The 22959-nt window shown below is 72.5% G+C and carries 21 protein-coding genes; 10 read left to right on the top strand and 11 right to left on the bottom strand.

Translation table 11 applies throughout. The annotated features are described in order from the left end of the window. Window position 1: 1 nt before the first annotated feature. Together ACN6LD_RS36950 and ACN6LD_RS36945 are read right to left on the bottom strand one after the other, a co-directional pair. Window positions 2-1573, bottom strand: coding sequence for an FAD-binding oxidoreductase (locus ACN6LD_RS36950; RefSeq protein ID WP_319193890.1), 1572 nt, complete (start codon window positions 1571-1573; stop codon window positions 2-4). A gap of 165 nt (window positions 1574-1738) precedes the next feature. Next, on the bottom strand, window positions 1739-1909 hold the full coding sequence (locus ACN6LD_RS36945; protein ID WP_319193891.1) for a hypothetical protein: 171 nt from the start codon (window positions 1907-1909) through the stop codon (window positions 1739-1741). A gap of 126 nt (window positions 1910-2035) precedes the next feature. Here ACN6LD_RS36945 and ACN6LD_RS36940 point away from each other — a divergent pair, with 126 nt between their 5' ends. Next, the gene (locus ACN6LD_RS36940) at window positions 2036-2869 is read left to right on the top strand and encodes a hypothetical protein (RefSeq protein ID WP_319193892.1); all 834 of its coding nucleotides are present in this window, start codon (window positions 2036-2038) and stop codon (window positions 2867-2869) included. 124 nt (window positions 2870-2993) lie between these two features. After that, complete coding sequence (locus tag ACN6LD_RS36935; protein ID WP_319193894.1) at window positions 2994-3194, top strand: hypothetical protein; 201 nt, start codon at window positions 2994-2996, stop codon at window positions 3192-3194. On the opposite strand, the gene ACN6LD_RS36930 is transcribed toward ACN6LD_RS36935, so the two are convergent. Further along, window positions 3180-3581: a metal-sensitive transcriptional regulator gene (locus ACN6LD_RS36930; RefSeq protein ID WP_445045434.1), complete on the bottom strand. Its 402-nt coding sequence runs from the start codon at window positions 3579-3581 to the stop codon at window positions 3180-3182. The genes ACN6LD_RS36935 and ACN6LD_RS36930 overlap by 15 nt on opposite strands. 217 nt (window positions 3582-3798) lie before the next feature. Between ACN6LD_RS36930 and ACN6LD_RS36925 the strand changes: the two genes are divergently transcribed. Beyond that, window positions 3799-4419 (top strand): DUF47 domain-containing protein, encoded by a 621-nt coding sequence (locus ACN6LD_RS36925; RefSeq protein WP_057579445.1) that lies wholly within the window; start codon window positions 3799-3801, stop codon window positions 4417-4419. A gap of 7 nt (window positions 4420-4426) precedes the next feature. After that, a complete protein-coding gene (locus ACN6LD_RS36920) occupies window positions 4427-5425 on the top strand; it encodes an inorganic phosphate transporter (protein WP_319195778.1) in 999 nt (332 codons plus the stop codon). Between the two features lie 104 nt (window positions 5426-5529). Here ACN6LD_RS36920 and pstB read toward each other — a convergent pair whose 3' ends face one another. From pstB to ACN6LD_RS36885, 7 genes are all read right to left on the bottom strand, one after another. Further along, entirely contained in the window at window positions 5530-6306 is a 777-nt protein-coding gene (gene pstB, locus ACN6LD_RS36915) for a phosphate ABC transporter ATP-binding protein PstB (RefSeq protein WP_057579312.1), read from the bottom strand. A gap of 50 nt (window positions 6307-6356) precedes the next feature. Further along, a complete protein-coding gene (gene pstA / locus ACN6LD_RS36910) occupies window positions 6357-7421 on the bottom strand; it encodes a phosphate ABC transporter permease PstA (protein ID WP_319195775.1) in 1065 nt (354 codons plus the stop codon). Next, window positions 7418-8476, bottom strand: a complete 1059-nt coding sequence (pstC, locus tag ACN6LD_RS36905) for a phosphate ABC transporter permease subunit PstC (protein ID WP_445045433.1) — start codon at window positions 8474-8476, stop codon at window positions 7418-7420. Before pstC ends, pstA begins: the two co-directional genes overlap by 4 nt. Before the next feature lie 143 nt (window positions 8477-8619). Further along, window positions 8620-9747, bottom strand: a complete 1128-nt coding sequence (gene pstS / locus ACN6LD_RS36900; RefSeq protein ID WP_319195771.1) for a phosphate ABC transporter substrate-binding protein PstS — start codon at window positions 9745-9747, stop codon at window positions 8620-8622. A gap of 385 nt (window positions 9748-10132) precedes the next feature. Then, window positions 10133-10585 carry an NUDIX hydrolase gene (locus ACN6LD_RS36895; RefSeq protein ID WP_319195769.1) on the bottom strand — a complete coding sequence of 151 codons (453 nt, stop codon included), beginning with the start codon at window positions 10583-10585 and terminating at the stop codon, window positions 10133-10135. A gap of 43 nt (window positions 10586-10628) precedes the next feature. Then, the gene (locus tag ACN6LD_RS36890; protein ID WP_445045440.1) at window positions 10629-11783 is read right to left on the bottom strand and encodes a CHAD domain-containing protein; all 1155 of its coding nucleotides are present in this window, start codon (window positions 11781-11783) and stop codon (window positions 10629-10631) included. A 223-nt stretch (window positions 11784-12006) separates the two neighbouring features. Then, window positions 12007-14238, bottom strand: coding sequence for an RNA degradosome polyphosphate kinase (locus ACN6LD_RS36885; protein ID WP_319195765.1), 2232 nt, complete (start codon window positions 14236-14238; stop codon window positions 12007-12009). A 320-nt stretch (window positions 14239-14558) separates the two neighbouring features. Here ACN6LD_RS36885 and ACN6LD_RS36880 point away from each other — a divergent pair, with 320 nt between their 5' ends. The 5 genes from ACN6LD_RS36880 to ACN6LD_RS36860 all read left to right on the top strand — a co-directional run bounded on the left by ACN6LD_RS36880 (window position 14559) and on the right by ACN6LD_RS36860 (window position 19211). Then, complete coding sequence (locus tag ACN6LD_RS36880) at window positions 14559-15110, top strand: RNA polymerase sigma factor (RefSeq protein ID WP_319195763.1); 552 nt, start codon at window positions 14559-14561, stop codon at window positions 15108-15110. A gap of 67 nt (window positions 15111-15177) precedes the next feature. Beyond that, window positions 15178-16020 carry a cupin domain-containing protein gene (locus ACN6LD_RS36875; protein ID WP_319195761.1) on the top strand — a complete coding sequence of 281 codons (843 nt, stop codon included), beginning with the start codon at window positions 15178-15180 and terminating at the stop codon, window positions 16018-16020. Window positions 16021-16084: 64 nt separating this feature from the next. Further along, on the top strand, window positions 16085-17002 hold the full coding sequence (locus ACN6LD_RS36870; protein ID WP_445045432.1) for an ABC transporter ATP-binding protein: 918 nt from the start codon (window positions 16085-16087) through the stop codon (window positions 17000-17002). Then, complete coding sequence (locus ACN6LD_RS36865) at window positions 16999-18558, top strand: ABC transporter permease (protein WP_445045431.1); 1560 nt, start codon at window positions 16999-17001, stop codon at window positions 18556-18558. Before ACN6LD_RS36870 ends, ACN6LD_RS36865 begins: the two co-directional genes overlap by 4 nt. Beyond that, window positions 18555-19211, top strand: a complete 657-nt coding sequence (locus tag ACN6LD_RS36860; RefSeq protein ID WP_445045439.1) for an ABC transporter — start codon at window positions 18555-18557, stop codon at window positions 19209-19211. Before ACN6LD_RS36865 ends, ACN6LD_RS36860 begins: the two co-directional genes overlap by 4 nt. Before the next feature lie 786 nt (window positions 19212-19997). Here the strand turns inward: ACN6LD_RS36860 and mshD are convergent. Continuing rightward, window positions 19998-20924 carry a mycothiol synthase gene (gene mshD / locus ACN6LD_RS36855; RefSeq protein WP_319196801.1) on the bottom strand — a complete coding sequence of 309 codons (927 nt, stop codon included), beginning with the start codon at window positions 20922-20924 and terminating at the stop codon, window positions 19998-20000. Between the two features lie 158 nt (window positions 20925-21082). Here mshD and ACN6LD_RS36850 point away from each other — a divergent pair, with 158 nt between their 5' ends. Next, window positions 21083-22891, top strand: a complete 1809-nt coding sequence (locus ACN6LD_RS36850; protein ID WP_445045430.1) for a bifunctional metallophosphatase/5'-nucleotidase — start codon at window positions 21083-21085, stop codon at window positions 22889-22891. The last annotated feature ends 68 nt before the right edge of the window (window positions 22892-22959 follow it).

Raw genomic sequence — 22959 nt, 5'->3', positions numbered from 1 at the left:
TTCACAGGGCCTGGGGGTAGGTGAAGAAGCCGCTGGGGTCGTAGTGCTGCTTCAGCCGGGTCAGGCGGGGGAGCGCGTCGCCGTAGTAGGCCTTGCGCCAGTTCGTCAGGGTCGGGTCCGCGTAGTTCTGGTAGGCCGCGCCCGAGGCGTACGGGGCCATCGCCCGGTGGGCGGTGTTCAGCCAGGACTGCGCCGCCGTCCCCGCCGTGCCGGCCCGCCAGGACGCGATGTACTGGGCCAGCATGCGTGAGCGGCGGTGGACGAACGCGGTGGCCAACGGCGAGACCCGGTTCACCGCGCCGCCCAGCGCCGTCAGCGCGATGCTTCCCGTGCCGCCCTGCACCGAGGCGATCTGCTTCAGCAGGGTCTGGATGCCCGCCGCCGAGAGCGAGACGTCGAAGAAGTCCGAGCGGGCCGCGTAGGTCTCCCGGCCCAGCGCGCCCTGCGGGGAGCGGCCCGGCGTGGACCCCGGCAGGTGGCACTGGGCGTCCGAGGCGAACGACGAGCAGCCGGCGTAGATCTCCATCGCCGCCTCGTACGTGCGCCGGCGCAGGGACACGTTCGTGGCGGGGGCGCCCACCCGGTCCGCGAGGCGGTCGACGGCGTTCTCGAGCTGGCCGTACGTGCCGATGCAGAACGCGGCGACGGAGATCGTGGGGGTGCCGCCGGGGGCGTTCGCCACGTGGAGGGAGGACCAGATCTCGTCGGGCTGGGCCGGACCCCACTCCTGCCACGCCTTGACCACCGCGGCCGCCTTCGACCAGGGCCAGGTGAGGTAGCCCGTCACGGCCTGGGGCGCGGGGTGGGTCTTGAACTCCAGCTCGGTGACGACGCCGAAGTTGCCGTTGCCGGCTCCGCGCAGGGCCCAGAAGAGGGCCGTGTTCCTCGTCGCGTCGGCGGTGAGCTGCTTGCCGTCGGCGGTGATGACGGTGGCGCGGGTGAGGCTGTCGCAGGTCAGGCCGTAGGCGCGGGAGACCACGCCATGGCCGCCGCCCAGCACGAGGCCGGAGACGCCGACCGTCGGGCAGGAGCCCGCGGGGATCGTCACGCCTTTCGCCGCGAGCGCCCGGTAGACGTCGATCAGCTTGGAGCCCGCGCCGACCACGGCCGAGCCGCCGCTCGCCCGGACCCGGTTCAGCCTGGAGACGTCGATGATCAGCCGGCCGTCGCCGGAGGACCAGCCGCCGTAGGAGTGGCCGCCGTTGCGGATCGCGGCCTTGATCCGGTGGGCGCGGGCGTAGGCCATGACCGTACGGATGTCGTCGGCGTGGGCGACATAGGCCACCGCCGCGGGCTTCAGGCCGTCGAAGCGGGTGTTGTAGAGCTGACGGGCCGCCGCCCAGGAGGCTTCGCCGGGGCGGACCAGCGTGCCGTCCAGGCCGCGGGCCAGAGCGGCCCAGTTGGCGGGGGCGGAGACGCTGGTCGTCGTGAGGAGGGTCGTCTCGCCGGACCTGCCGCCGGCGGACGCGGTGCCGGGGGCGGCGCCGTCGGCGCTGCCGCCGTTCGCCTTGCACGCGGTCGCTGCCGCCGCGACCGCGGCCGCGCCGCCCGCGATGAACGTACGCCGTTCCATGTTCTTGCGCCTTCCCTCGGCCGCTGTGGGCTTCACAGAGCGAGACGGGGCCAGGAGACCACGGGTTCCGCCGGCCGCCGGCGGTGACGGAACGGTGACGTCCGCCGGGCGGGTCTGCCGTCCGGCATGCGGGCCGGCACGTGGACCGGCGGAGCCGGCGGCCGGTCAGCCGTGGGCGTGGGTCTCCGCGTCCGATCTGGCCATGCTTCTCGCTCTGCGGGCCGGGCCGCGCCAGCCGCAGGTGCAGCGGGCGAGACAGAAGCGGCCTTGTTCGACGGTCGTGGTGCGGTGTTCCCCGTCGGTGCGGGGGGCGGGCGAGCCGTCCTGCTGCGTCACATGGACAACGTTACCCAGCCTCGTTGGTCCGTCATCGCTCCGGCCCGCGTGACGGGGGCACCCAGCCGTCGTTAAGGGGAGCGACGGGGGTCCGTGACGGACGTACCGGCTGGGGGTTGGCAGGCCATGGCGGAGCGGGGTCGGAGGAAGGCGGGCGGGGCGTTCCTGTCCGGGATCGCGGCCGGGATCTGCGTGTGCGCCGCGGGGTGTTCGGCCGGTCCGGCAGCCGTCGAGGACGGGCGGGCGACCGACCCCGTGCGGACGCTGCACCTGGCCGCGGACGCTCTCGTCGCGGCGGGCACCTCGAAGGCCCGTACGTCGATGGAGATGGCCACCGGCGGGACCCTGGTGACCATCCGCGGGCAGGGCGTCTACGACTACCGCAGGCAGCTCGGGCAGCTGAAGGTGCTGCTGCCGCAGGACCCCGCCGGGACCAGTGAGCACCGTCCGATCACCGAACTCCTCGCGCCTGGGGCGCTGTTCATGAAGAACCGGGGAGCCGGGGTGCCGGACGACAAGTGGGTGCGGGTGGCGACGGCGACCCTGTCCGACGGGAACCTGGTGACCGGTGGGGCCACCGATCCGTTCGCCGCGGCCGAGGTGCTGCGCGGGACGCGCACGGCGACGTACGTGGGGCGGACCGAGGTGGCAGGGACCGCGGTGCGGCACTACCGGGGCACCGCCGACCTGTCGGCGGCCGCCGAGCACGCGTCGGCGGGCGGACGGGACGCGCTGCGGGCGGCGGCGAAGGGGTTCGCCACGGCTCGGGTGCCGTTCGACGTCTACCTCGACGACGAGGGGCGGATCCGCAAGATCCGGCACCGGTTCAGCTTTGTGAACGGGCAGCGGAAGAATCCCGTCGCCGTCGCCTCGACGACCCTGCTGTACGACTTCGGCGCTCCCGTCCAGGTGCGGCTGCCGGCCGCGGCCGACATCTACGCCGGACGGATCGCGGAGTAGCGGGCTCCGCCCGGGCCGAGTGTTTTCGGCCACAGGGCGGTCGTAAGGACTAGCCCGTCCGTGCCATGCGCGCCGTGTGGACCGCTCCCTACTCTAGGAAGACGGTGACGGCAGAGACGAGGTGATGCGCGTGGCTCCGGGCGGCGGCGGCACGGCAGTTCAGGACCACGTGGCCCTCGCCGAGATCGAACTGTGCGGGGAGCTGATCATCGCGGCCTCGGCGGCCGGCGAGGAACGGCTCAGCATGGAGAGCATCGACCAGGTGCTGCGGGTGGGCGAGGAGCGGGCCGGGTGGGAAGGGGCCGCGGGCTCAGGTGCGCAGTAGGCGGGCGATGGCCCTGGTCGCCTCTTCCACCTTCTCGTCGATCTCGTCGCCGCCCTTGAGGGCCGCGTCGGCGACGCAGTGCCGCAGGTGTTCCTCCAGGAGCTGCAGGGCGAAGGACTGCAGGGCCTTGGTGGAGGCGGACACCTGGGTGAGTATGTCGATGCAGTAGGTGTCCTCGTCGACCATGCGCTGCAGGCCGCGGATCTGGCCCTCGATGCGGCGCAGCCGCTTGAGGTGTTCGGCCTTCTGCTCGTGGTAGCCGTGGACGGCTCCGGCCGGGTGCTTCGGATTCCCAGGCGGCCCAGGGGGCCCGGGGTTCTCCGAGGTGGCGGGGGTGTGCGGGTCGGGGGCCGAGAGGGCTTCCGCGTCGGCCTCGGTGGTCGTCATCGTGCCCTCCAGTGCTCCGGCTCCAGACATATACCCCTACTGGGTATATCGTACCGAACTTCGGCGGGAGCCCGGTCACCGGCCGGACGGGTCCGGTCGCCCCCCTGCCGACCGCTCCGGCCGATGGGCGACACTGGGGGGCGGCCCCATTAGCCGTGGCCGGATGATGCGCCTAGCATCAGCCTGACCGAAACCGATGCATCTTGAGGACCCCAACGTGCGCTTTCGTCTGACCCCCAGGGAGACGAGCTTCTACGACATGTTCGCCGCATCCGCGGACAACATCGTCACGGGCTCGAAACTCCTGATGGAACTGCTCGGGGCGGACCCCGCCGGCCGGGCCGAGATCGCAGAGCGCATGCGGGCCGCGGAACACGCAGGCGACGACGCGACGCACGCGATCTTCCACCAGCTGAACTCCTCGTTCATCACGCCGTTCGACCGCGAGGACATCTACAACCTCGCGTCCTCCCTCGACGACATCATGGACTTCATGGAGGAGGCCGTCGACCTGGTCGTCCTCTACAACGTCGAGGAACTGCCCAAGGGCGTCGAGCAGCAGATCGAGGTGCTGGCGCGGGCGGCCGAGCTGACGGCCGAGGCCATGCCGAACCTGCGGACCATGGAGAACCTCACCGAATACTGGATCGAGGTCAACCGGCTCGAGAACCAGGCCGACCAGATCCACCGCAAGCTGCTCGCGCATCTCTTCAACGGCAAGTACGAGGCCATCGAGGTGCTCAAGCTGAAGCAGATCGTGGATGTGCTGGAGGAGGCCGCCGACGCCTTCGAGCACGTGGCCAACACGGTGGAGACCATCGCGGTCAAGGAGTCCTGAGCCCTTCATGGACACCTTTGCTCTGATCGTGACCATCGGCGTCGCGCTCGGCTTCACCTACACCAACGGTTTTCACGACTCCGCGAACGCGATCGCCACGTCGGTCTCCACCCGGGCGCTGACGCCGCGCGCCGCGCTGGCCATGGCCGCGGTGATGAACCTCGCCGGCGCGTTCCTGGGAAGTGGCGTCGCGCACACCGTCAGCAAGGGGCTGATCGAGACCCCCGAAGGTTCCACGGGCATGGCGATCCTGTTCGCCGCGCTGGTCGGGGCGATCGTGTGGAACCTCGTCACCTGGTACTTCGGGCTGCCGTCGTCCTCGTCCCACGCGCTGTTCGGCGGGATGGTGGGCGCCGCGCTCGCGGGCGGCACGGAGGTCATCTGGTCCGGGGTGCTCGAGAAGGTCGTCATCCCGATGTTCCTCTCGCCGGTGGTGGGACTCGTCGCCGGTTATCTGGTGATGACCGCCATCCTGTGGATGTTCCGGCGGGCCAACCCGCACAAGGCCAAGCGTGGTTTCCGCATAGCCCAGACGGTGTCGGCGGCCGGCATGGCGCTCGGGCACGGTCTGCAGGACGCGCAGAAGACCATGGGCATCGTGGTGATGGCGCTCGTCATCGGCGACGTCCAGGGACCGGACGCTCCGATCCCGGTGTGGGTGAAGATCGCTTGTGCCGTGATGCTGTCGCTCGGCACGTACGCGGGCGGCTGGCGCATCATGCGGACGCTCGGACGGAAGATCATCGAGCTGGACCCGCCGCAGGGCTTCGCGGCGGAGACGACCGGCGCGTCGATCATGTTCACCACGGCGTTCCTGTTCAAGGCGCCGATCTCCACCACGCATGTGATCACCTCGGCGATCATGGGCGTGGGGGCGACGAAGCGGATCAACGCCGTGCGTTGGGGAGTCGCCAAGAACATCGTGCTGGGCTGGTTCATCACGATGCCGGCGGCCGCGATCGTCGCCGCGTGCGCCTTCTGGATCGTGGATCTGGCCTTCCTGTAGACCCCTGCCCCCACGGCAAGGAAAGGGCCCGCCCCCGGGAGCAGGGGCGGGCCCTTCCGTGTGCCTCGCGGTGGCACCGCCATGCAGCACCGCGAGGGGTCCGGTCAGCCGAAGCGGCCTGAGATGTAGTCCTCGGTGGCCTGCACCGACGGGTTGGAGAAGATGCGCGCGGTGTCGTCCAGCTCGATCAGCTTGCCGGGCTGGCCGACCGCGGCCAGGTTGAAGAAGGCCGTGCGGTCCGAGACGCGCGCCGCCTGCTGCATGTTGTGCGTCACGATGACGATCGTGAAGCGTTCCTTCAGTTCGCCGATCAGGTCCTCGATGGCGAGCGTCGAGATGGGGTCGAGGGCCGAGCAGGGCTCGTCCATCAGCAGGACCTTCGGCTCCACCGCGATGGCGCGGGCGATGCACAGACGCTGCTGCTGGCCGCCGGAGAGGCCCGAGCCCGGCTTGTTGAGGCGGTCCTTGACCTCGTTCCAGAGGTTCGCGCCCTGGAGGGACTTCTCGACGACGTCGGCCAGTTCGCTCTTCTTGTACGAGCCGTTCAGCCGCAGGCCGGCCGCCACGTTGTCGAAGATCGACATGGTGGGGAACGGGTTCGGGCGCTGGAAGACCATGCCGACCTCGCGGCGGACCGACACCGGGTCCACGCCCGCGCCGTACAGGTCCTCGTCGTCCAGCAGCACCTTCCCCTCGACCCGGCCGCCCGACGTCACCTCGTGCATACGGTTCAGCGTGCGCAGGAACGTGGACTTGCCGCAGCCGGAGGGGCCGATGAAGGCCGTCACCGAACGCGGCTCCACGGTCATCGAGATGTCGTCGATCGCCTTGTGGGATCCGTAGTACGCGGTCAGTCCGCTGACGTCGATTCGCTTGGCCATGTCTTCCACTTCACTTCCCGGTCATATGGATCAGTCGCTGCATGGCCGCTTCAGCGACCGGTCTTCGGGGCCTTCCAGCGGGCGATCCCGCGGGCCACCAGGTTCAGGATCATCACGAAGGCGATCAGCGTGAGCGACGCCGCCCAGGCGCGGTCGTAGGCCGCCGTCGAACCGGCGCTCTGCGCGTACTGCTGGTAGATGTACAGCGGCAGCGACGCCTGTGCGCCCTCGAAGGGGTTGGCGTTGATGAACGGGTTGCCGAAGACCAGGAGCAGGACCGGAGCCGTCTCGCCCGCGATACGGGCGACCGCCAGCATCACGCCCGTGATGATGCCTCCGACGGACGTCGGGACGACCACCTTCAGGATCGTGCGCCACTTCGGGACGCCCAGGGCGAGCGAGGCCTCGCGCAGCTCGTTCGGGACGAGCTTCAGCATCTCCTCCGTCGAGCGCACGACCACCGGCATCATCAGGATCGCCAGGGCGAGGGAGCCCGCGAAGCCGAACGGCTGCAGGTCGAGCATCAGCATCAGGCTGAGGATGAACAGGCCGGCCACGATGGAGGGGATGCCGGTCATGACGTCGACGAAGAACGTGACCGCCTTCGCGAGGCCGCCCCGGCCGTACTCGACCAGGTAGATCGCCGTCAGGATGCCGACGGGCGCGCCGATCGCGGTGGCGAGTCCCACCTGCTCCAGGCTGCCGAGGATCGCGTGGTAGATGCCGCCGCCCGGCTCGCTGTCCGCCACCACGCCCATGGAGTGGGTGAGGAAGTAGACGTCCAGGACCTTCACGCCCCGCATGATCGTCGTCCACAGGAGCGAGACCAGCGGGACCACGGCCAGCAGGAACGCCACCCAGACCAGGCTCGTCGCGATCCGGTCCTTGGCCTGGCGTCGGCCCTCCACCTTCGCGGCGATGCCGTAGGTGCCGAGGACGAACAGGATGCCGGCGATCAGGCCCCACTGGACCTTGCTGTCGAGGCCGCCGGCGAGACCGATGACGACCGCGAGGGCGAGGGAGCCGGCCGCGATGGCCCACGGGGACCACGTCGGCAGGCTCGCGCCGCGGAGCGTGCTGGGGGTCTTGTCGGCTACTGCGCTTGCGTGGCTCATGCGTTGGCCCCCGAGTACTCCTTGCGGCGGGCGATGATCATGCGTGCCGCGCCGTTGACCAGCAGGGTGATGACGAACAGGACCAGGCCGGAGGCGATGAGCGCGTCACGGCCGAACTCCGTCGCCTCGTTGAACTTGCTGGCGATGTTCTGGGCGAAGGTGCCGCCGCCGGGGTTCAGCAGGCTGGCGTGGATGTCGAAGTCGGGCGAGAGGACCGTGGCCACGGCCATCGTCTCGCCGAGCGCGCGGCCGAGGCCGAGCATCGAGGCCGAGATGACGCCGGAGCGGCCGAAGGGGATCACCGCCATGCGGATGACCTCCCAGCGGGTTGCGCCCAGCGCCAGGGCCGCCTCCTCGTGCATCTGCGGGACCTGGCGGAACACCTCGCGGCTGACGTTGGTGATGACCGGAAGGATCATCACGGCCAGCAGGATGCCCACCGTGAGCATCGAGCGCGGGGCGCCCTGGTCCCAGGAGAAGACACCGGTCCAGCCCAGGTAGTCGTCCAGCCAGCCGAACAGGCCGTCCATGTGCGGCACGAGGACCAGGGCGCCCCAGAGGCCGTACACGATGGACGGGACGGCGGCCAGCAGGTCGATCACGTACGCGACGGGGCCGCTCATGCGGCGCGGGGCGTAGTGGGTGATGAAGAGGGCGATCGCGACGGCGATCGGGACCGCGATGACCATCGCGATGACCGACGAGACCACCGTGCCGAAGGCGAGGACCGCGATGCCGAACTTCGGCGGGACGAGGCTGGTGTTCCACTCGAAGGCCGTCAGGAAGTCAGCGTCGTCCTTGCTGATGGCGAGGCTCGCGCGGTAGGCGAGGAAGACCGCGATCGCGGCCATGATCACCAGCAGGAAGATGCCCGAGCCACGTGAGAGGGCGAGGAAGATCCGGTCGCCGGGCCGGGTGGCGCCGCGTGCCGCGCGCTTCTCCTCGGCCGTCACGGGGGGCGGGACCACGGAGGTCGCGGAGAGGGCTGACGAGTCCTGCGGGGTCGTCGGGCGTGGCGTGTCGTCGGTGTCTGACTTGTGCGTCTCTATGTCCATGGGGGTCTCCGGTCTGCGGAGCCGCCTGTGGGTGTGGGCGGCTCGGGTGGGGCCGGATCGCGGGCGGCGGCCCCTGGCGGCGGTGCACCGGACGGGTGCGGTCCGGACCGGGTCGCCCCCGGCGCCGGACCGCACCGCTCAGATCAGCTCAGGCCCTCGATGGTGGTGCGGACCTTGGCGATGATGGCGTCGGGGATCGGCGCGTAGTCGATGCCCGAGAGGACGCCCTGGCCGTCCTCGCTGGCGATGTAGCGCAGGAACGCCTTGGTGGCCGGCAGCGTGGCTGCCTTGTTGCCCTTGTCGCAGGCGATCTCGTACGTGACCAGGGTGAGCGGGTAGGCCCCGTCGGCCTTGGTGTTGTAGTCCAGCTTCAGCGACAGGTCGCTGCCGGTGCCGACGACCTGCGCGGCGGCGACGGCCTTGGTGGCGCCGTCCGAGGAGGCCTTGACCGGGGCCGCGGCGCCCGTGTTGACGGCGACGGTGCCGAGACCGTCCTTGGCGTACGACAGCTCCATGTAGCCGATGGCGCCGTTGGTCTGCTTGACGCCCTGGGCGACGCCGGAGGAGCCGGCCGCCGCCTGGCCGCCCTTGGCCTGCCAGGCCTTGCCGCCGCTGTAGGGCCAGTCGGTCTTGGCGGTGGCGATCAGGTACTTGGTGAAGTTGTCGGTGGTGCCGGACTCGTCCGAGCGGTGGTACGGCTGGATCTTCAGGTCGGGCAGCTTCGCGCCGGGGTTCAGCTTGGCGATCGCGGCGTCGTTCCAGTTGGTGATCTTGCCGTCGAAGATCTTGGCGATCGTCGAGGCGTCGAGGACGAGGCTGTCCACGCCGGAGACGTTGTAGGCGATGGCGATCGGGCCGGCCACCATCGGCAGGTCGATGCCCTGGCCGCCGGTGCAGACCGACTTGGAGGCGGCGACGTCCTCGGGCTTCAGCGCGGAGTCCGAGCCGGCGAAGGCGACCTGGCCCTGCGTGAAGGCGGTGACGCCCGCGCCGGAGCCGGAGCCCTTGTAGTTGACCTGGACGCCGGAGCAGGCCTGCGTGAAGTTCTTCACCCAGGCGTCGATCGCGTTCTTCTGCGCGGAGGAGCCGTCGGCGAGCAGCTGGCCCTTGGCGTCGTCGCACTTGATGGACCCCGCGGCCGCGGTGGCGGAGGAGCTGCTGCCGCTCTTGGTGCCGGTGTCGTCCGAGCCGCACGCCGTGAGGGCCAGTGCGCCGGAGACGGCGAGAGCACCGAGGGAGAGAGCCCGCCGGTTCATGCGCTGAAGCTTCACTTGAGGAAGGTCCTTCCAGGAGCCGCCGTCCTGAATTCCGGCGGCGTGCGGTGGGTGCGAAGTCTGTTTGGTGTGGACGCGTCCCCTTGGTCGCGTGCCGCACCGGGTAAGGCTGAAATTAGGCAGATCAGGTGAAGGCGCTCACGGACGGGAGTGAACGGGGGGTGAACCCCTGGGGACGGTGCGGTGAGGTCACGGAAAGCTCACGCCGAGGACACGGAGCGGTACCGGCGCGGAGCGGGGCGGGGGCTGCCGAAACCTCGTGAATCAGCCGTTGGTCGGGGTCCGGTGAGTCGGGTCCGAGGCCGGGGCCGGTCGGGCCCCGGGTTCGCGGGAGGGCCGGGCGTCTGTCCGGGTCCCGGTCCGGTCTCCGGCCTCCACACCCTTATGCCAGGTGCAGGACCTGCAGCAACGCGTCCACGAGGACGGCGTCCCTCGGCTGGGTGAGCCGGTCGCGGGCGGCGGGCGGCGGCAGCCAGAGGAGGCGGTCGACCTCGTCGTTCGGGACGAAGGCCCCGGAGACGGCCTCCGCCGCCCAGTAGCGGACCTGTTTGGGGCGGCCGTTCGCCTCGTAGTCCACGGTCGGCAGCGGCACGCCGGGGGCGGCCAGGTGGCCGGTCTCCTCCTCGACCTCGCGCAGGGCCCCCGTGAGCGGGTCCTCGTCGCGCTTCAGCTTGCCCTTGGGGTGCGACCAGTCGTCGTACTTGGGGCGGTGGACGAGACACACCTCCAGTCCGCCGCCCGCCGGGGCGCGACGCCACAGCACGCAGCCCGCCGCCCGGACGGGGGTGGTGTCGGGGGAGTCGGAGGCGTCGTCCGGGTTCTTCGCCGTGCTCACCGGTGGTCACCGCCTGTCAGGTAGGGGCGTGCGGTCTGGTCGGTCAGGTGGTCGTGACGGGATGCCTCTGCCAGGAGCGCTGGAACGCGTACCGTGCCGCCTCCACCTCGTGCCGCTGGTCCGCGTGCAGCACGCCGAGCGCGTACGCCGTGGCGGGCGCGATCCGGGGTGTCCGGGCCGCCTGCGCCGCGGCGGCCGCCGCCTCCGAGGCGTCGCGGTGCCGGTCGAGGGCGGCGCCGGCCGTCGGCAGGCGGACGTCGTCCGGCCCATCGTCGGGTCCGCTCAGGACCTCGCACGCGTACCGGTGCAGACGCAGCAGGAGACGGACGTGGTGCCAGGGCGCGTCCTGCGGGTGCGGGGCCGCATCCGCGGAGAGCCCGTGGATCAGGGCCTCCGCGTTGTACGGGCTGCCCGCGGTGACCAGCGGCAGCGCGGCGACGGCGTCGGCGAGGCGTTCCTCGGCAGCGGCGGCGAAGGGGCGCAGATCGGTGGCGGAGGCGGCCGGCGTGAGGGGGACCTCGCTGGCGAGGACGGCGGCCCTGTCCGCGACGGCGTGGAAGCGGGAGGAGCCGAGGGCCTGGAGAGCGGTCGAGTGGGCCCGGGTGCGGGCGAGGGTGAGCTGACGGTCCAGAAGGGCGCCGGCCTTCGCCGCACCGACGGTGAGGCTGCCGCGGTCGGCGGGCGCGGCGGCGGCCGGTGCGGCCGACGGGGTCGCGGGGCGCGCGGCGGCGGGACGGGCGCCGGCGGCGCGCGGGGCCGTGTCGCCGCGGGAGGCGGAGTCGGCGCGTGAGGCGGAGTCGGCGCGTGAGGCGGTCGTGGTGCGGGCGCCGGTGCCGGTCTGGGCGGCGGTGAGGGTGCCGCCCAGCGGGCCGCCCGCGCCCCGCGCGGTGCGTGCGTCGGACGCGGTGCGCGTGTCCGACGCGCCGATCGGGTGAGGAGGGGGGTCGGGCAGGACGGGAGCACCGGGTGCCGACGGTGCGGCGGGGATGCCCGGTGCGCCCGGGGCGGCCGAGGGCGGCGGCACCAGTGCCGCCGGCGGCTGCGGGGCCGCGCCGGACAGGCGGTTCAGGGCGAGCAGCAGGCGTTCCAGCCGGGCGCCGTAGGCGTGCTCCAGGGCCAACGTGGCGGAGAGCCAGGACAGTTCGGACCTGAGCGCCTGCGACCACTCGGCGTCGAGCAGGGGGCGGAAGGTGTGCAGACTGCCGCTGATGCGGCGGGCCGAGCGGCGCAGGGCGCGCGCCGCGTCGTCCCGTTCCTCCGCGCCGCTCACCGGGGAGTGCGACGTGCCGTGCGACGCCGCGTTCCCCGCCTCCCGGTGCTGGCGCAGCGCACGGAGGAACTCCGTGGCCTGGGCCCGCAGGTAGCCCTCGAGGGCGTCCCCCGTGGTGGCGGGCCCGGCCGCGGAGGCCGAGGCCGTCAGGTCATGGTGTCGCTGTGCCACGCCGGCGCCTCCGGGCGTCTATGAGCATCTCCTGGACGTTGCGCAGGGGGCCGCCTTCCGCGTCGGTCGCGTGCCGGGTCCACTCGCCGTCGGGGCCGAGGTGCCAGGAGGCCGTGGCGTCGGACATGCCCGTCTCCAGGAACCGGTTCAGCGTCGCCCGGTGCGCCGGGTCGGTGACCCTGACCAGGGCCTCGATCCGGCGGTCGAGGTTGCGGTGCATCATGTCGGCGCTGCCGATCCACACCTCCGACTCCCCGCCGTTGCCGAAGCCGAAGACGCGGGAGTGCTCGAGGAAGCGGCCGAGGATGGAGCGGACCCGGATGTTCTCCGACAGGCCCGGCACGCCCGGGCGCACCGCGCAGATGCCGCGCACCCAGACGTCGACCGGCACGCCCGCCTGCGACGCCCGGTAGAGGGAGTCGATGAGCGCTTCGTCCACGATGGAGTTGACCTTGATGCGGACGTGTGCGGGCCGTCCGGCGCGGTGGTGCTGGATCTCCTTGTCGACCCGGGAGATCAGTCCGTCGCGCAACGACTTGGGGGCGACGAGCAGGCGACGGTAGGTCTCGCGGCGGGAGTAGCCGGAGAGCCGGTTGAAGAGGTCGGAGAGGTCCGCGCCGACCTGCGGGTCGGCGGTGAGCAGACCGAGGTCCTCGTAGAGCCGGGCCGTCTTCGGGTGGTAGTTGCCGGTGCCCACGTGGCAGTAGCGCCGCAGCGTGTCGCCTTCCTGGCGGACCACCAGCGACAGCTTGCAGTGGGTCTTCAGACCGACGAGGCCGTAGACGACGTGGCAGCCGGCCTCTTCCAGCTTGCGCGCCCACTTGATGTTGGCGTGCTCGTCGAAGCGGGCCTTGATCTCGACCAGGACGAGGACCTGCTTGCCGGACTCGGCGGCCTCGATGAGCGCGTCGACTATCGGGGAGTCGCCCGAGGTGCGGTACAGGGTCTGCTTGATGGCGAGGACGTCCGGGTCCAGCGCCGCCTGCTCCAGGAACGCCTGCACGGACGTCGAGAAGGAGTCGTACGGGTGGTGCAGCAGGACGTCCCGGCTGCGCAGGGCGGCGAAGATGTCCGGCGGCGACGCCGACTCGACCTCCGCGAGGTCGCGGTGGGTGCCGGCGATGAACTTCTTGTACTTCAGCTCGGACCGGTCGAGGCCGCTGATGCGGAAGAGGCCGGTGAGGTCGAGCGGGCCCGGCAGCGGGTAGACCTCGGCCTCGCTGATCTTCAGCTCGCGCACCAGCAGGTCGAGCACCTCGCGATCGATGGACTCCTCGACCTCCAGGCGCACCGGCGGCCCGAAGCGGCGTCGCATGAGCTCCTTCTCCAGGGCCTGGAGAAGGTTCTCGGCGTCGTCCTCCTCGACCTCGAGGTCCTCGTTGCGGGTGAGGCGGAAGGCGTGGTGCTCCAGCACCTCCATGCCCGGGAACAGCTCCTCCAGGTGGGCGCCGATGACGTCCTCGATGGGGACGTACCGGCCGGGGGAGCTCTCCAGGAAACGGGACAGCAGCGGCGGCACCTTGACGCGCGCGAAGTGCTTGTGGCCGCTGACCGGGTTGCGCACGACGACCGCGAGGTTGAGCGAGAGACCCGAGATGTACGGGAAGGGGTGCGCGGGGTCGACGGCGAGGGGGGTGAGGACCGGGAAGATCTGGTGCCGGAAGAGGGTGAAGAGGCGGGCCTGCTCCTTCTCCGTCAGCTCGTTCCACCGGACCAGGTGGATGCCCTCCTCCGCGAGCGCGGGGGCGATGTCCTCGTGGTAGGTCGCGGCGTGCCGGGCCATGAGCTCGCGCGAGCGGGCCCAGATCATCTCCAGCACCTCGCGCGGCTGGAGACCGGAGGCGGAGCGGGTGGCGACGCCGGTGGCGATGCGGCGCTTCAGTCCGGCCACCCGGACCATGAAGAACTCGTCCAGGTTGCTGGCGAAGATGGCCAGGAAGTTCGCCCGCTCGAGCAGGGGCGTGTCGGGGTCCTCGGCGAGTTCCAGGACCCGCTCGTTGAACGCGAGCCAGCTGCGCTCCCGGTCGAGGAAACGACCCTGCGGAAGCTCGGGGCCGTCGTACGGCGCCTCCTCGTACGTGTCGAGGTCGGCGTCGATGTCGGGCTCCAGATCGGAGACGACGGCAGCCACGGTGTGCGGGCGGTGCGCGGCTATGGAGCCCACGGAGGGCTGCGCGTGCTGGACCTCGGCCTGGGTGTCTGACTGGCTCATGGACCCATTCTTCCGCGCGAACAGCGGGACAGGCGCGTCGGAACGTGCGGGCGGGATCGCGAGGGAGCCTGCGTGGGGCTGATTTCCCTCGGGAGGCGGCGAAGGCTCGGGCACGGCGGGCTTCATCGACCGAGCGTCGCAAGGTCGTCTTAACCGACGGTTACGGCGACATGGCGTGCGGGATATCGGGGGGCGGCCCGCGAGGGTCGCAAGGGTTCGAATGGGTGAATGGTGAACATGTGAACGGGTCGGGGCGGGGTGCGCGGAAAATCGTGCGACGGATCGTGAACCGATCGGCGGGGCCGATCCGATGAGGTGATGTGAGCGAGACGAGAAGCGACGGGGAGCTGCTGCGGGCCATCGCGGCGGACCGGGACCGTCCTGCCTTCGAGGAGCTGTACCGGCGGTACGCGCCCTGGCTGACCGCGCGCATGCGTGGCCGCTGCGCCGACGCCGGGATAGTCGACGACGTCGTCCAGGAGACGTTCCTCGCGGTGTGGCGCGGCACCGCCCGCCATCGCGAGGAGGGCTTCTCCGACGACGCCGCCGGCTGGCTGTGGCGCATCGCCGCACGCCGACTGGTCGACGCCGTGCGCGGCGACGGGGCGCGCGGCAGGCTGCGCCAGGCGCTGTCCCGGCTGCGCCACCGGGACGAGGCCTCGGCGGAGGAACGCGTGCTCGCGGGGGTGGAGCACGGGGACCTCGCCGGGGCCCTCACCCGCCTCTCGCCGGAGCTGCGGGCCGTCCTGCAGGCGACCGTCATCGACGGGCTCACCACCCGGGAGGCGGCTGTTCTGCTCGGCATCCCGCCCGGGACCGTCAAGACGCGGGCCCTGCGTGCCCGCAAGCACCTGCGGGAGGCGCTGGCATGAAGCGGTACGTCCGCGGAAGAGACCCGCGCGCCCGCGTGGGCGACGAACGGCCGAGGGAGGCACGGGCATGACGTGGCACGTGGCAGAAGAGGATCTGCGCGCCTACGCGCAGGGTGAGCTGTCGCCGCCGCTGCTGTGGTCGGCCGACACCCATCTGACCGGATGCGCGCAGTGCCGGGCCCGGCTCGCGGAGGCCGCCGACCCGGTCGCGCTGGACGCCGGATGGGAGCGGCTGGACGCCGAGCTGGACGCGCCGCGGCCCAGCCTGCTCGAGCGGATGCTGGTGCGGCTCGGAGTGGCCGACCACACCGCGAGGCTGCTCGCGGCGACCCCCGTGCTCCGCCGGTCCTGGCTGCTGTCGGTGCTGTTCCTGCTGGTCATGACGGTGCTGGCGGTGCGCCTCGCGGACCAGCCCGCACTGTTCCTGGCGCTGGCCCCGCTCCTCCCGCTCGCCGGGGTCGCGCTGTCGTACGGCCCGTCCCTCGACCCGACCTACGAGATGGCCGTCGTCGCCCCGACGCACGGCTTCCGGCTGCTCATGATCCGTACGGTCGCGGTGCTCACGGCGGGTCTGGCGTTCAACGGCCTGGCCACGCTGGCCCTGCCGGGATACGGGCTGCTGGCCCTGGCGTGGCTGCTGCCCGCGCTCGCCCTCACCGGGACCGGCCTCGCGCTGACCGCCCGGCTGGGACCGGTCGTGGGGCCCTCCCTGGTCGGCATCGCCTGGGTCACGGTGCTGGCGGTGGCCAGGGCCCAGACGAACCCGCACGACACGCTCGCCCCGTTCACGGCGGCAGGCCAGGGCGCCGCGGCCACGGTGGCGGTCCTCGCCGGCCTGCTGCTGCACCGGACCCGCGACCGCTTCGACACCCGCCCCCTGGGCGGCTTCCCGGCCGACGGCGTCGGATGACCCGGCCCCCCGCCCCGTCGAGCCCGCCCCCGACCGCCCACCCGATCTCTCCAGGAGCCCTCGCATGACCACCACGCCCACCCCGGGCCCCGCCGCCGGCCCCACGCCGGGCTCCGGCTCCGGCCCCGCCACAGTGACGGCCGTCGACCTGTCCCTGCGCTTCGGGGGGACCCGTGCCCTGGACGGCGTCTCGCTGCGGCTGGGCCGTGGCGTCACCGGGCTGCTCGGGCCGAACGGGGCCGGGAAGACGACGCTGCTGCGGGTGCTGGCCACAGCCGTGCCGCCGGACGGCGGCCGGTTCACGGCTCTCGGCCACGATCCCGCGACCGCGTCCGGCCGTCTCGCCCTGCGCCGCACGCTCGGCTATCTGCCCCAGACCCCCGGCTTCCACCCGGACTTCACGGCCTTCGACTTCGTCGACTACGTGGCGATCCTGAAGGAGCTGACCGACCGCGGCGCCCGGCTCCGCGAGGTGCGGCGCGTGCTGGACGCCGTCGATCTCTCCGACGTGCGCGGCAAGCGCCTCAAGCGGCTCTCCGGAGGCATGCGGCAGCGCGTCGCCCTGGCCGCCGCGCTCGTCGGCGAGCCCGGCTTCCTCGTGCTGGACGAACCGACCGTGGGCCTCGACCCCGAACAGCGCATGCGCTTTCGCGAGCTGATCGCGCAGGCCGGCGAGGGCCGCACCGTCCTGCTGTCCACCCACCAGACCGAGGACGTGGCGATGCTCTGCCACCGGGTGATCGTCCTGGCAGGCGGCCGCGTCCGCTTCGAGGGCACCCCGGCCGAGCTGACCGCCCGTGCCGCCGGCCGGGTCTGGAGCGGCACCCGCCGCGACCCGGACGCCCTGGCCGGCTGGCGCACCGGCGCCGGCACCTTCCGCAACGTCGGCGAACCGCCCAAGGGCGCCGACCTCGTCGAACCCACCCTCGAGGACGGCTACCTGCTCGTGCTCGACGGCGAGAGCGCGGAGGCGACGGCATGAGCGCCACGACCGCGACGATCGAGGACCCCGCCCGCACGCTCGCCGAACCGCCGCGCGAGGTCCGACGCACCCGGGCCGTTCTCGACCTCGCCCGCTTCGAGGCCCGCGAACTGCTGTATCAGGCCCCGGTGCTGGTGTTCTTCGTCCTGTACGTCGGCCTCATCGTCCTGCGGCTGATGAGCAAGGACGGCATGGACGCCTACCCGGTCCTCAACACGGTCGACCGGCGCACCCAGACGACCCCGCTGCTGTTCGCCGTCGCCGTGCTCGTCTGCGTCAACGCGGCCGTGCTGCGCTCGCGCAAGCACGGCACCGTGCAGCAGTTCGGCGTCCTGGCCATGGAGCCGTGGCGGCGCGTCCTCGCGCATCTGCTGTCCGTGGTGCCGTACGCGGCGCTCACCGCGGCCGCCGTCGCGGTCGAGTTCGGATGGGAGGCGCTGAAGCCCGGCGCCATCGGGCACGGTTCGTTCGGCGAGCTGGCCGTCGGCCCGCTGACCGTGCTGTTCGCCGGCGTCGTCGGAGTGCTGCTGGCCTGTCTGCTGCCCTTTCCGTTCGTCCCGCTGCTCTTCGTCATCGCCTTCTATGTCGTCACGGTCCTGGCCTCGGCGGTCGGCGACGCGGGCAGCTGGGCCGGCTGGCTCTCGCCGGTCGTCTTCGGCGCCGATGCGGGCGGCGACCCGGTGCCTTCCGACCTGCTCGGCCGCCCCGCCGGCTGGCACGCGCTCTATGTGACGGCGCTGTGCGTCGCGCTGGCCTGCGCGGCGCTGCTGCTGGCCGGCGGCCGCGCCCGAGCCGTCAAGGCGGCGACGGCCCTCGCGCTGGCCGCTGTCGCGGTCGGCGCGATCGGCCAGTCCTCGCAGGACACGGCGGGTCTGGCGGCGGCGCGTACGACGGCGTCCGACTCCCCGCAGAAGGTCCAGTCGTGCGAGACCCACGACGGCTCGCGGTACTGCGCGTTCCCCGAGTGGAGCGGGACGCGGTCCGAGTGGGCCGGGGTCGTCCGGCGGGTCCGTTCGCTGGCGGGAGGAGACGCGGCGAACGCCTCCCTGACGGTCCGCCAGCGCATCGACGCCCGGAGCGGAGTGGAGGCCGACGCCGCCCTCACGCCCTCCACCGTTCCCGGCCTGGTGACGGTCGGCACCCGCTGGGGCGGCAACCGCGTCCCGGAGTTCGCCGTGGGCGTCGCCACCGTCCTGGTGGCCGGCACCGAGGCGGCGACGACGGAGGAGATGTGCCGCGACGCCCGTCCGGTCACGATCATGTGGCTGGTGCTGGGCGCCGACCCGACGCCGTCGGACACCTTCCGGCACGTGCGGCTGAGCGACAGCACCGAGGGCTCGGGATCTGTCCTCGCGCCGACGAACGGGCTGAGCATGACGGCGGCGCAGACGACGGTGGTCCGTGAACTCCTGGCCCGTCCGCGCGCCGAGGTGACCGCCCGGGTCAAGGCCCACTGGGCGGAACTGACGTCCACGGCGACGTCCCCGGCCGCGGCGGCGAAGCTGCTGGGCGTCGCGGCGCCGAAGGAGACGGAGGCGCAGTCGTGCGAGGAATGACCCTTCGCGCCCTGGCCCGGCCGGTGTGGCGCAGCCTTCCCTGGCGGGCGCTGATCGCGGCCGGCGGACTGGGCCTGCTGCTGGCGAGCACCGTTCGCCTGCCCGACCGGGCGCCGGATCCCGAACTGGGCCGGCTGGTGCTGCGCCTCACGGCGCTCACCGGTGCCCTCGGCCTCGCCTTCCTGCTGGACGACCCGGCCCGCCGCACGACCGCGGCGACGCCGGTGGGCCGGGCCTTCCGGGCCGCTCTGCGCCTGGCTCTCGCCGCCCCCGTCGCGGCCCTGTGGTGGACGACGGCCCTGCTTCTCGTGCCGGCCCCGAGCCGCCCGGACCTGACACCGGCCACCGTCGAAGCCACGGCGACGGCCTGCGCGGCGCTCGCTCTGGCCACCCTCGCAGTCCGCTTCACGGAGGCGGCAGAGGTGGGCAAGGGAGCGGCCGTCCGGCTGGGAGTGGCGGCGGGGGTGTTGCTCCTGGTCCCCGACCGCTGGGGTCTGCTGGGCACACCGGCCGACCCCTGGTGGCAGGCGACGCAGCTCCGATGGGCGGCCGTGCTGGCGCTGACGCTGACGGTGTGCGTGACAGCGACGCGGGAACCGGTCCGAGGCCGGTCACGAAGACCCGGCAGACGGCCCGCGCCGACCAGCGGCTGAGCCCGACGAGCCCGGGCGGGGCCCCCGGGCGGGGCCCCCGGGCGACGATCGCCCGGGGCCTGCCCGGCCCGAGACCCGCGCCGGGAACCCGCCCGGCCCGGGAACCGGCCCGGCCCCGCGGACGGGCCCGCGCCGGGGGCTTGCCCGGACCCGTCTGGCCCGCGCCCGCGGACGCGCCGGGGCGTGCCCGGCCCCGCGGACCCGTCCGGCCCCGCGGACCCGTCCGGCCCCGCGGACCCGTCCGGGCCCGCGGACGCGCCCGGCCCGAGACTCGCGCCGGGAACCCGCCCGGCCCCGCGGACGCACCTGGCCCGGGAACCGCGCCGGGAACCCGCCCGGCGCTCGAACCCGTCCGGCCCCGTCCGGCCCTGGCCCCGTCCGGCCCCGGCCCCCTCCCGGCCCGGACCCGTCCGGCCGGCGCCCGCGGACGCGCCGGGGCGTGCCCGGCCCCGCGGACCCGTCCGGGCCCGCGGACGCGCCCGGCCCGGGAACCGCGCCGGGAACCCGCCCGGCCCCGCGGACGCACCCGCCCCCGGGCCCGTCCGGCCCACTGACGCCCCCCGGACCCGCCCGCCCCCGGATCCGTCCGGCCCACTGACGCGCCCCGGACCCGCCTGCCCCCGGATCCGTCCGGCCCAATGACGCGCCCCGGACCCGCCCGCCCGCGGAACCCGCCCGGCCGCGCGGAACCGTCCGTCCCGGGAATCTGTCCGCGCCGGGGCCCGGTCGTGCTTCGGTTGCTTGGTGGGTGGGCGTGGGGCTCAGGTTTCGGCCGTCCCCGGAGGGTCACGTCTCGCTGCGGTACATGAGGTCCGTCTCATGGGTGAGGAAGCCCAGACGCTCGTAGACCGACACCGCCGCCTTGTTGTCGGCGTCGACGTACAGCATCGCGGTCGGCAGACCCTGTGCCGCGAGGTGCCGCAGGCCGATCGTGGTCAGGGCCTTGCCGAGCCCGCCGCCCTGCGCGCCGGGGGCGACGCCGAGGACGTACACCTCGCCGAGCTGCTCCTGGGCGTGGACCTTCGTCCAGTGGAATCCCACGAGCGTGTCGCCGCGGAAGGCGAGGAAGAAGCCGGCCGGGTCGAACCAGGGCTCGGACCGGCGGTCGTCGAGGTCGCGCTGGGTGAGGGAGCCCTGCTCGGGATGGTGGGCGAAGGAGGCGGCGTTGACGGCGAGCCAGGCGGAGTCGTCCCGTCCGGGCACGAAGGCACGGACCGTCACGCCCGCGGGCAGCACCGGGTCGGGCAGCTCCAGGTCGGTCAACGACCGCCGCATCTGACGCAGTTCGCGGAACAGCGTGAGGCCGAGGACCTGGGCGAGGTGGCGGGCCGCGGAGTGGCCGCCGTGGGCCCACACCCGAAGCCGCTTGCCGGAGGCGGCGAGCAGGGCGGAGCCGAGCGCGCGCCCGTGGCCGTGGCCGCGGTGCGAGGGGTGCACGACCAGTTCGGCGGCGGGGGCCTCGACGGGGTCGGTGTCCTCGAGCTGGGCGTAGCCGACGAGTTCGTCCCCGACGGTCAGGACGAGGTGGGAGACGCCCTCGCGGGACCCTCCGCGCAGTTGCAGCCGTCCCTGTTCGGACACCGCCTGCTGGCCGTCCGCCCGGGCGGCCTCGGCGAGCAGGGCGAGGACGGCCTCGGTCTGTCCGGGGGAGAGCGCGGAGTGGGTCTCGATGGATCGGGAGCCGGGGAGCCGTGCGGTGTCGTCGCTGGTCATGCGTCGAGGGTAAAGGGCGGTTGCCGCAAAACGGGGGCAAAGGACAGGGCAAGGGGAAACCAGGTTGTAACCACGAACCCCCTGTCGCGCTACGCGCGTTGACCTTAGGCTGCGCCGGACGGGAGCCACTGAATTCCAGCCGATCCACAGGGGGGCGCATGCCAGCCACTTCCCAGCCGCAGCCGAGCGACAGACGCGGCCGCCGCCGTACGTACCGTCTCGTCGCGGCCTCCGCTGTTCTCGCCACCGCCGGGGCCCTCGCCGCCGCGCTTCCGGCCGACGCTCACGAGACGCACTCCAAGCCGCGGCCCAGCCGCTACCAGGACGTGCAGCTGCTGTCCTTCAACGACCTGCACGGCAACCTCGAGCCGCCGTCCGGTTCCTCCGGCCGCGTCACCGAGCTGCAGGCGGACGGCACGACGAAGACGATCGACGCGGGCGGCGTGGAGTACCTGGCCACGCATCTGCGCGAGGCCCGCAAGGGCAACGCGTACTCGGTCACCGCGGCCGGCGGCGACATGGTCGGCGCCTCCCCGCTGATCTCGGGCCTCTTCCACGACGAGCCCACCATCGAGGCGCTGAACAAGCTCGACCTGGACGTCACGTCCGTCGGCAACCACGAGTTCGACGAGGGCGCCAGGGAGCTGGGCCGGCTGCAGAACGGCGGCTGCCACCCGACGGACGGCTGCTACAACGGCAAGAAGTTCCGGGGCGCCGACTTCCCGTACCTCGCGGCGAACGTCCTGAACGAGAAGTCCGGCAAGCCGATCCTCAAGCCGTACTGGGTGTGGAAGAAGAAGGACGTCAAGATCGGCTTCATCGGCGTGACGCTGGAGGACACTCCGGGCGTGGTGTCCGCCGAAGGCGTGAAGGGCCTCAAGTTCAAGGACGAGGTCGAGACGATCAACAAGTACGCCAAGGTGCTGCAGAAGCAGGGCGTGAAGTCGATCGTGGCGCTGATCCACGAGGGCGGTCTGCCGGCCTCGGGCGCCTACAACTACAACTGTGACTCGCCGGGCGCGGGCGCCGGCATCTCCGGCCCGATCGTCGACATCGCGAAGAACGTCACGCCGGCGGTGGACGCTCTGGTGACGGGCCACACGCACGCGGCCTACGCCTGCACGATCCCCGACCCGTCGGGCAAGCCGCGCACGGTCACCTCGGCCGCCTCGTTCGGCCGTCTGTACACGGACACCACGCTGACGTACGACCGCTACACCGGCGACATCGCCCGCACGGCGGTCAAGTCGGCGAACCACGTGGTCACCCGGACCGTCGCCAAGGCGCCCGACATGACCGAGCTGATCAGCAGGTGGAACACGCTGGCGGCGCCGATCGGCAACCGCGCGATCGGCTACATCTCCGCGGACGTCCCGAACACGGGCACCGAGTCCCCGATGGGCGATCTGATCGCGGACGCCCAGCTCTGGTACGGCAAGAAGCTCGACGCGGACACGGACCTCGCGCTGATGAACCCGGGCGGCGTTCGGGCCGGCCTCACCTACGCGGCCAAGGGCGCGGAGGGCGACGGCGTGGTCACCTACGCCGAGGGCTTCACCGTCCAGCCGTTCTCCAACACCGTGAACCTGCAGAGCTTCACCGGGGCCCAGCTGATCCAGGTGCTCAAGGAGCAGGTGAGCGGCACGAACGCGAGTGCGCCGAAGATCCTGCAGCCGTCCGCCGACCTGACGTACACGCTGGACATGACGAAGGCCGGCGCGGACCGCGTCGTCGCGGACTCCGTGAAGGTGAAGGGGGTGGCGGTCGACCCGGCCGCGACCTACCGCGTCGCGACGAACAGCTTCCTCGCGGGCGGCGGCGACGGCTTCCCGACGCTGGGCCAGGGCACGAACGACCTCGTCGGCGCCGACGACCTGTCGGCCCTCGAGCAGTACCTGCTCGCCAACTCCTCGGCGGCGGGCCCCATCGCGCCGCCGGCGACGAACCGGATCACGATCGTGCAGTGACACCCGGCACTCCGTGACACCCGGCTCTCCGTAACACCCGGTTCCTTGTGACAGGAGGCGGCCGCGTC

The sequence above is a fragment of the Streptomyces sp. SAS_272 genome, assembly GCF_052543235.1.
This window is presented reverse-complemented; position numbering and strand designations above follow the sequence as displayed.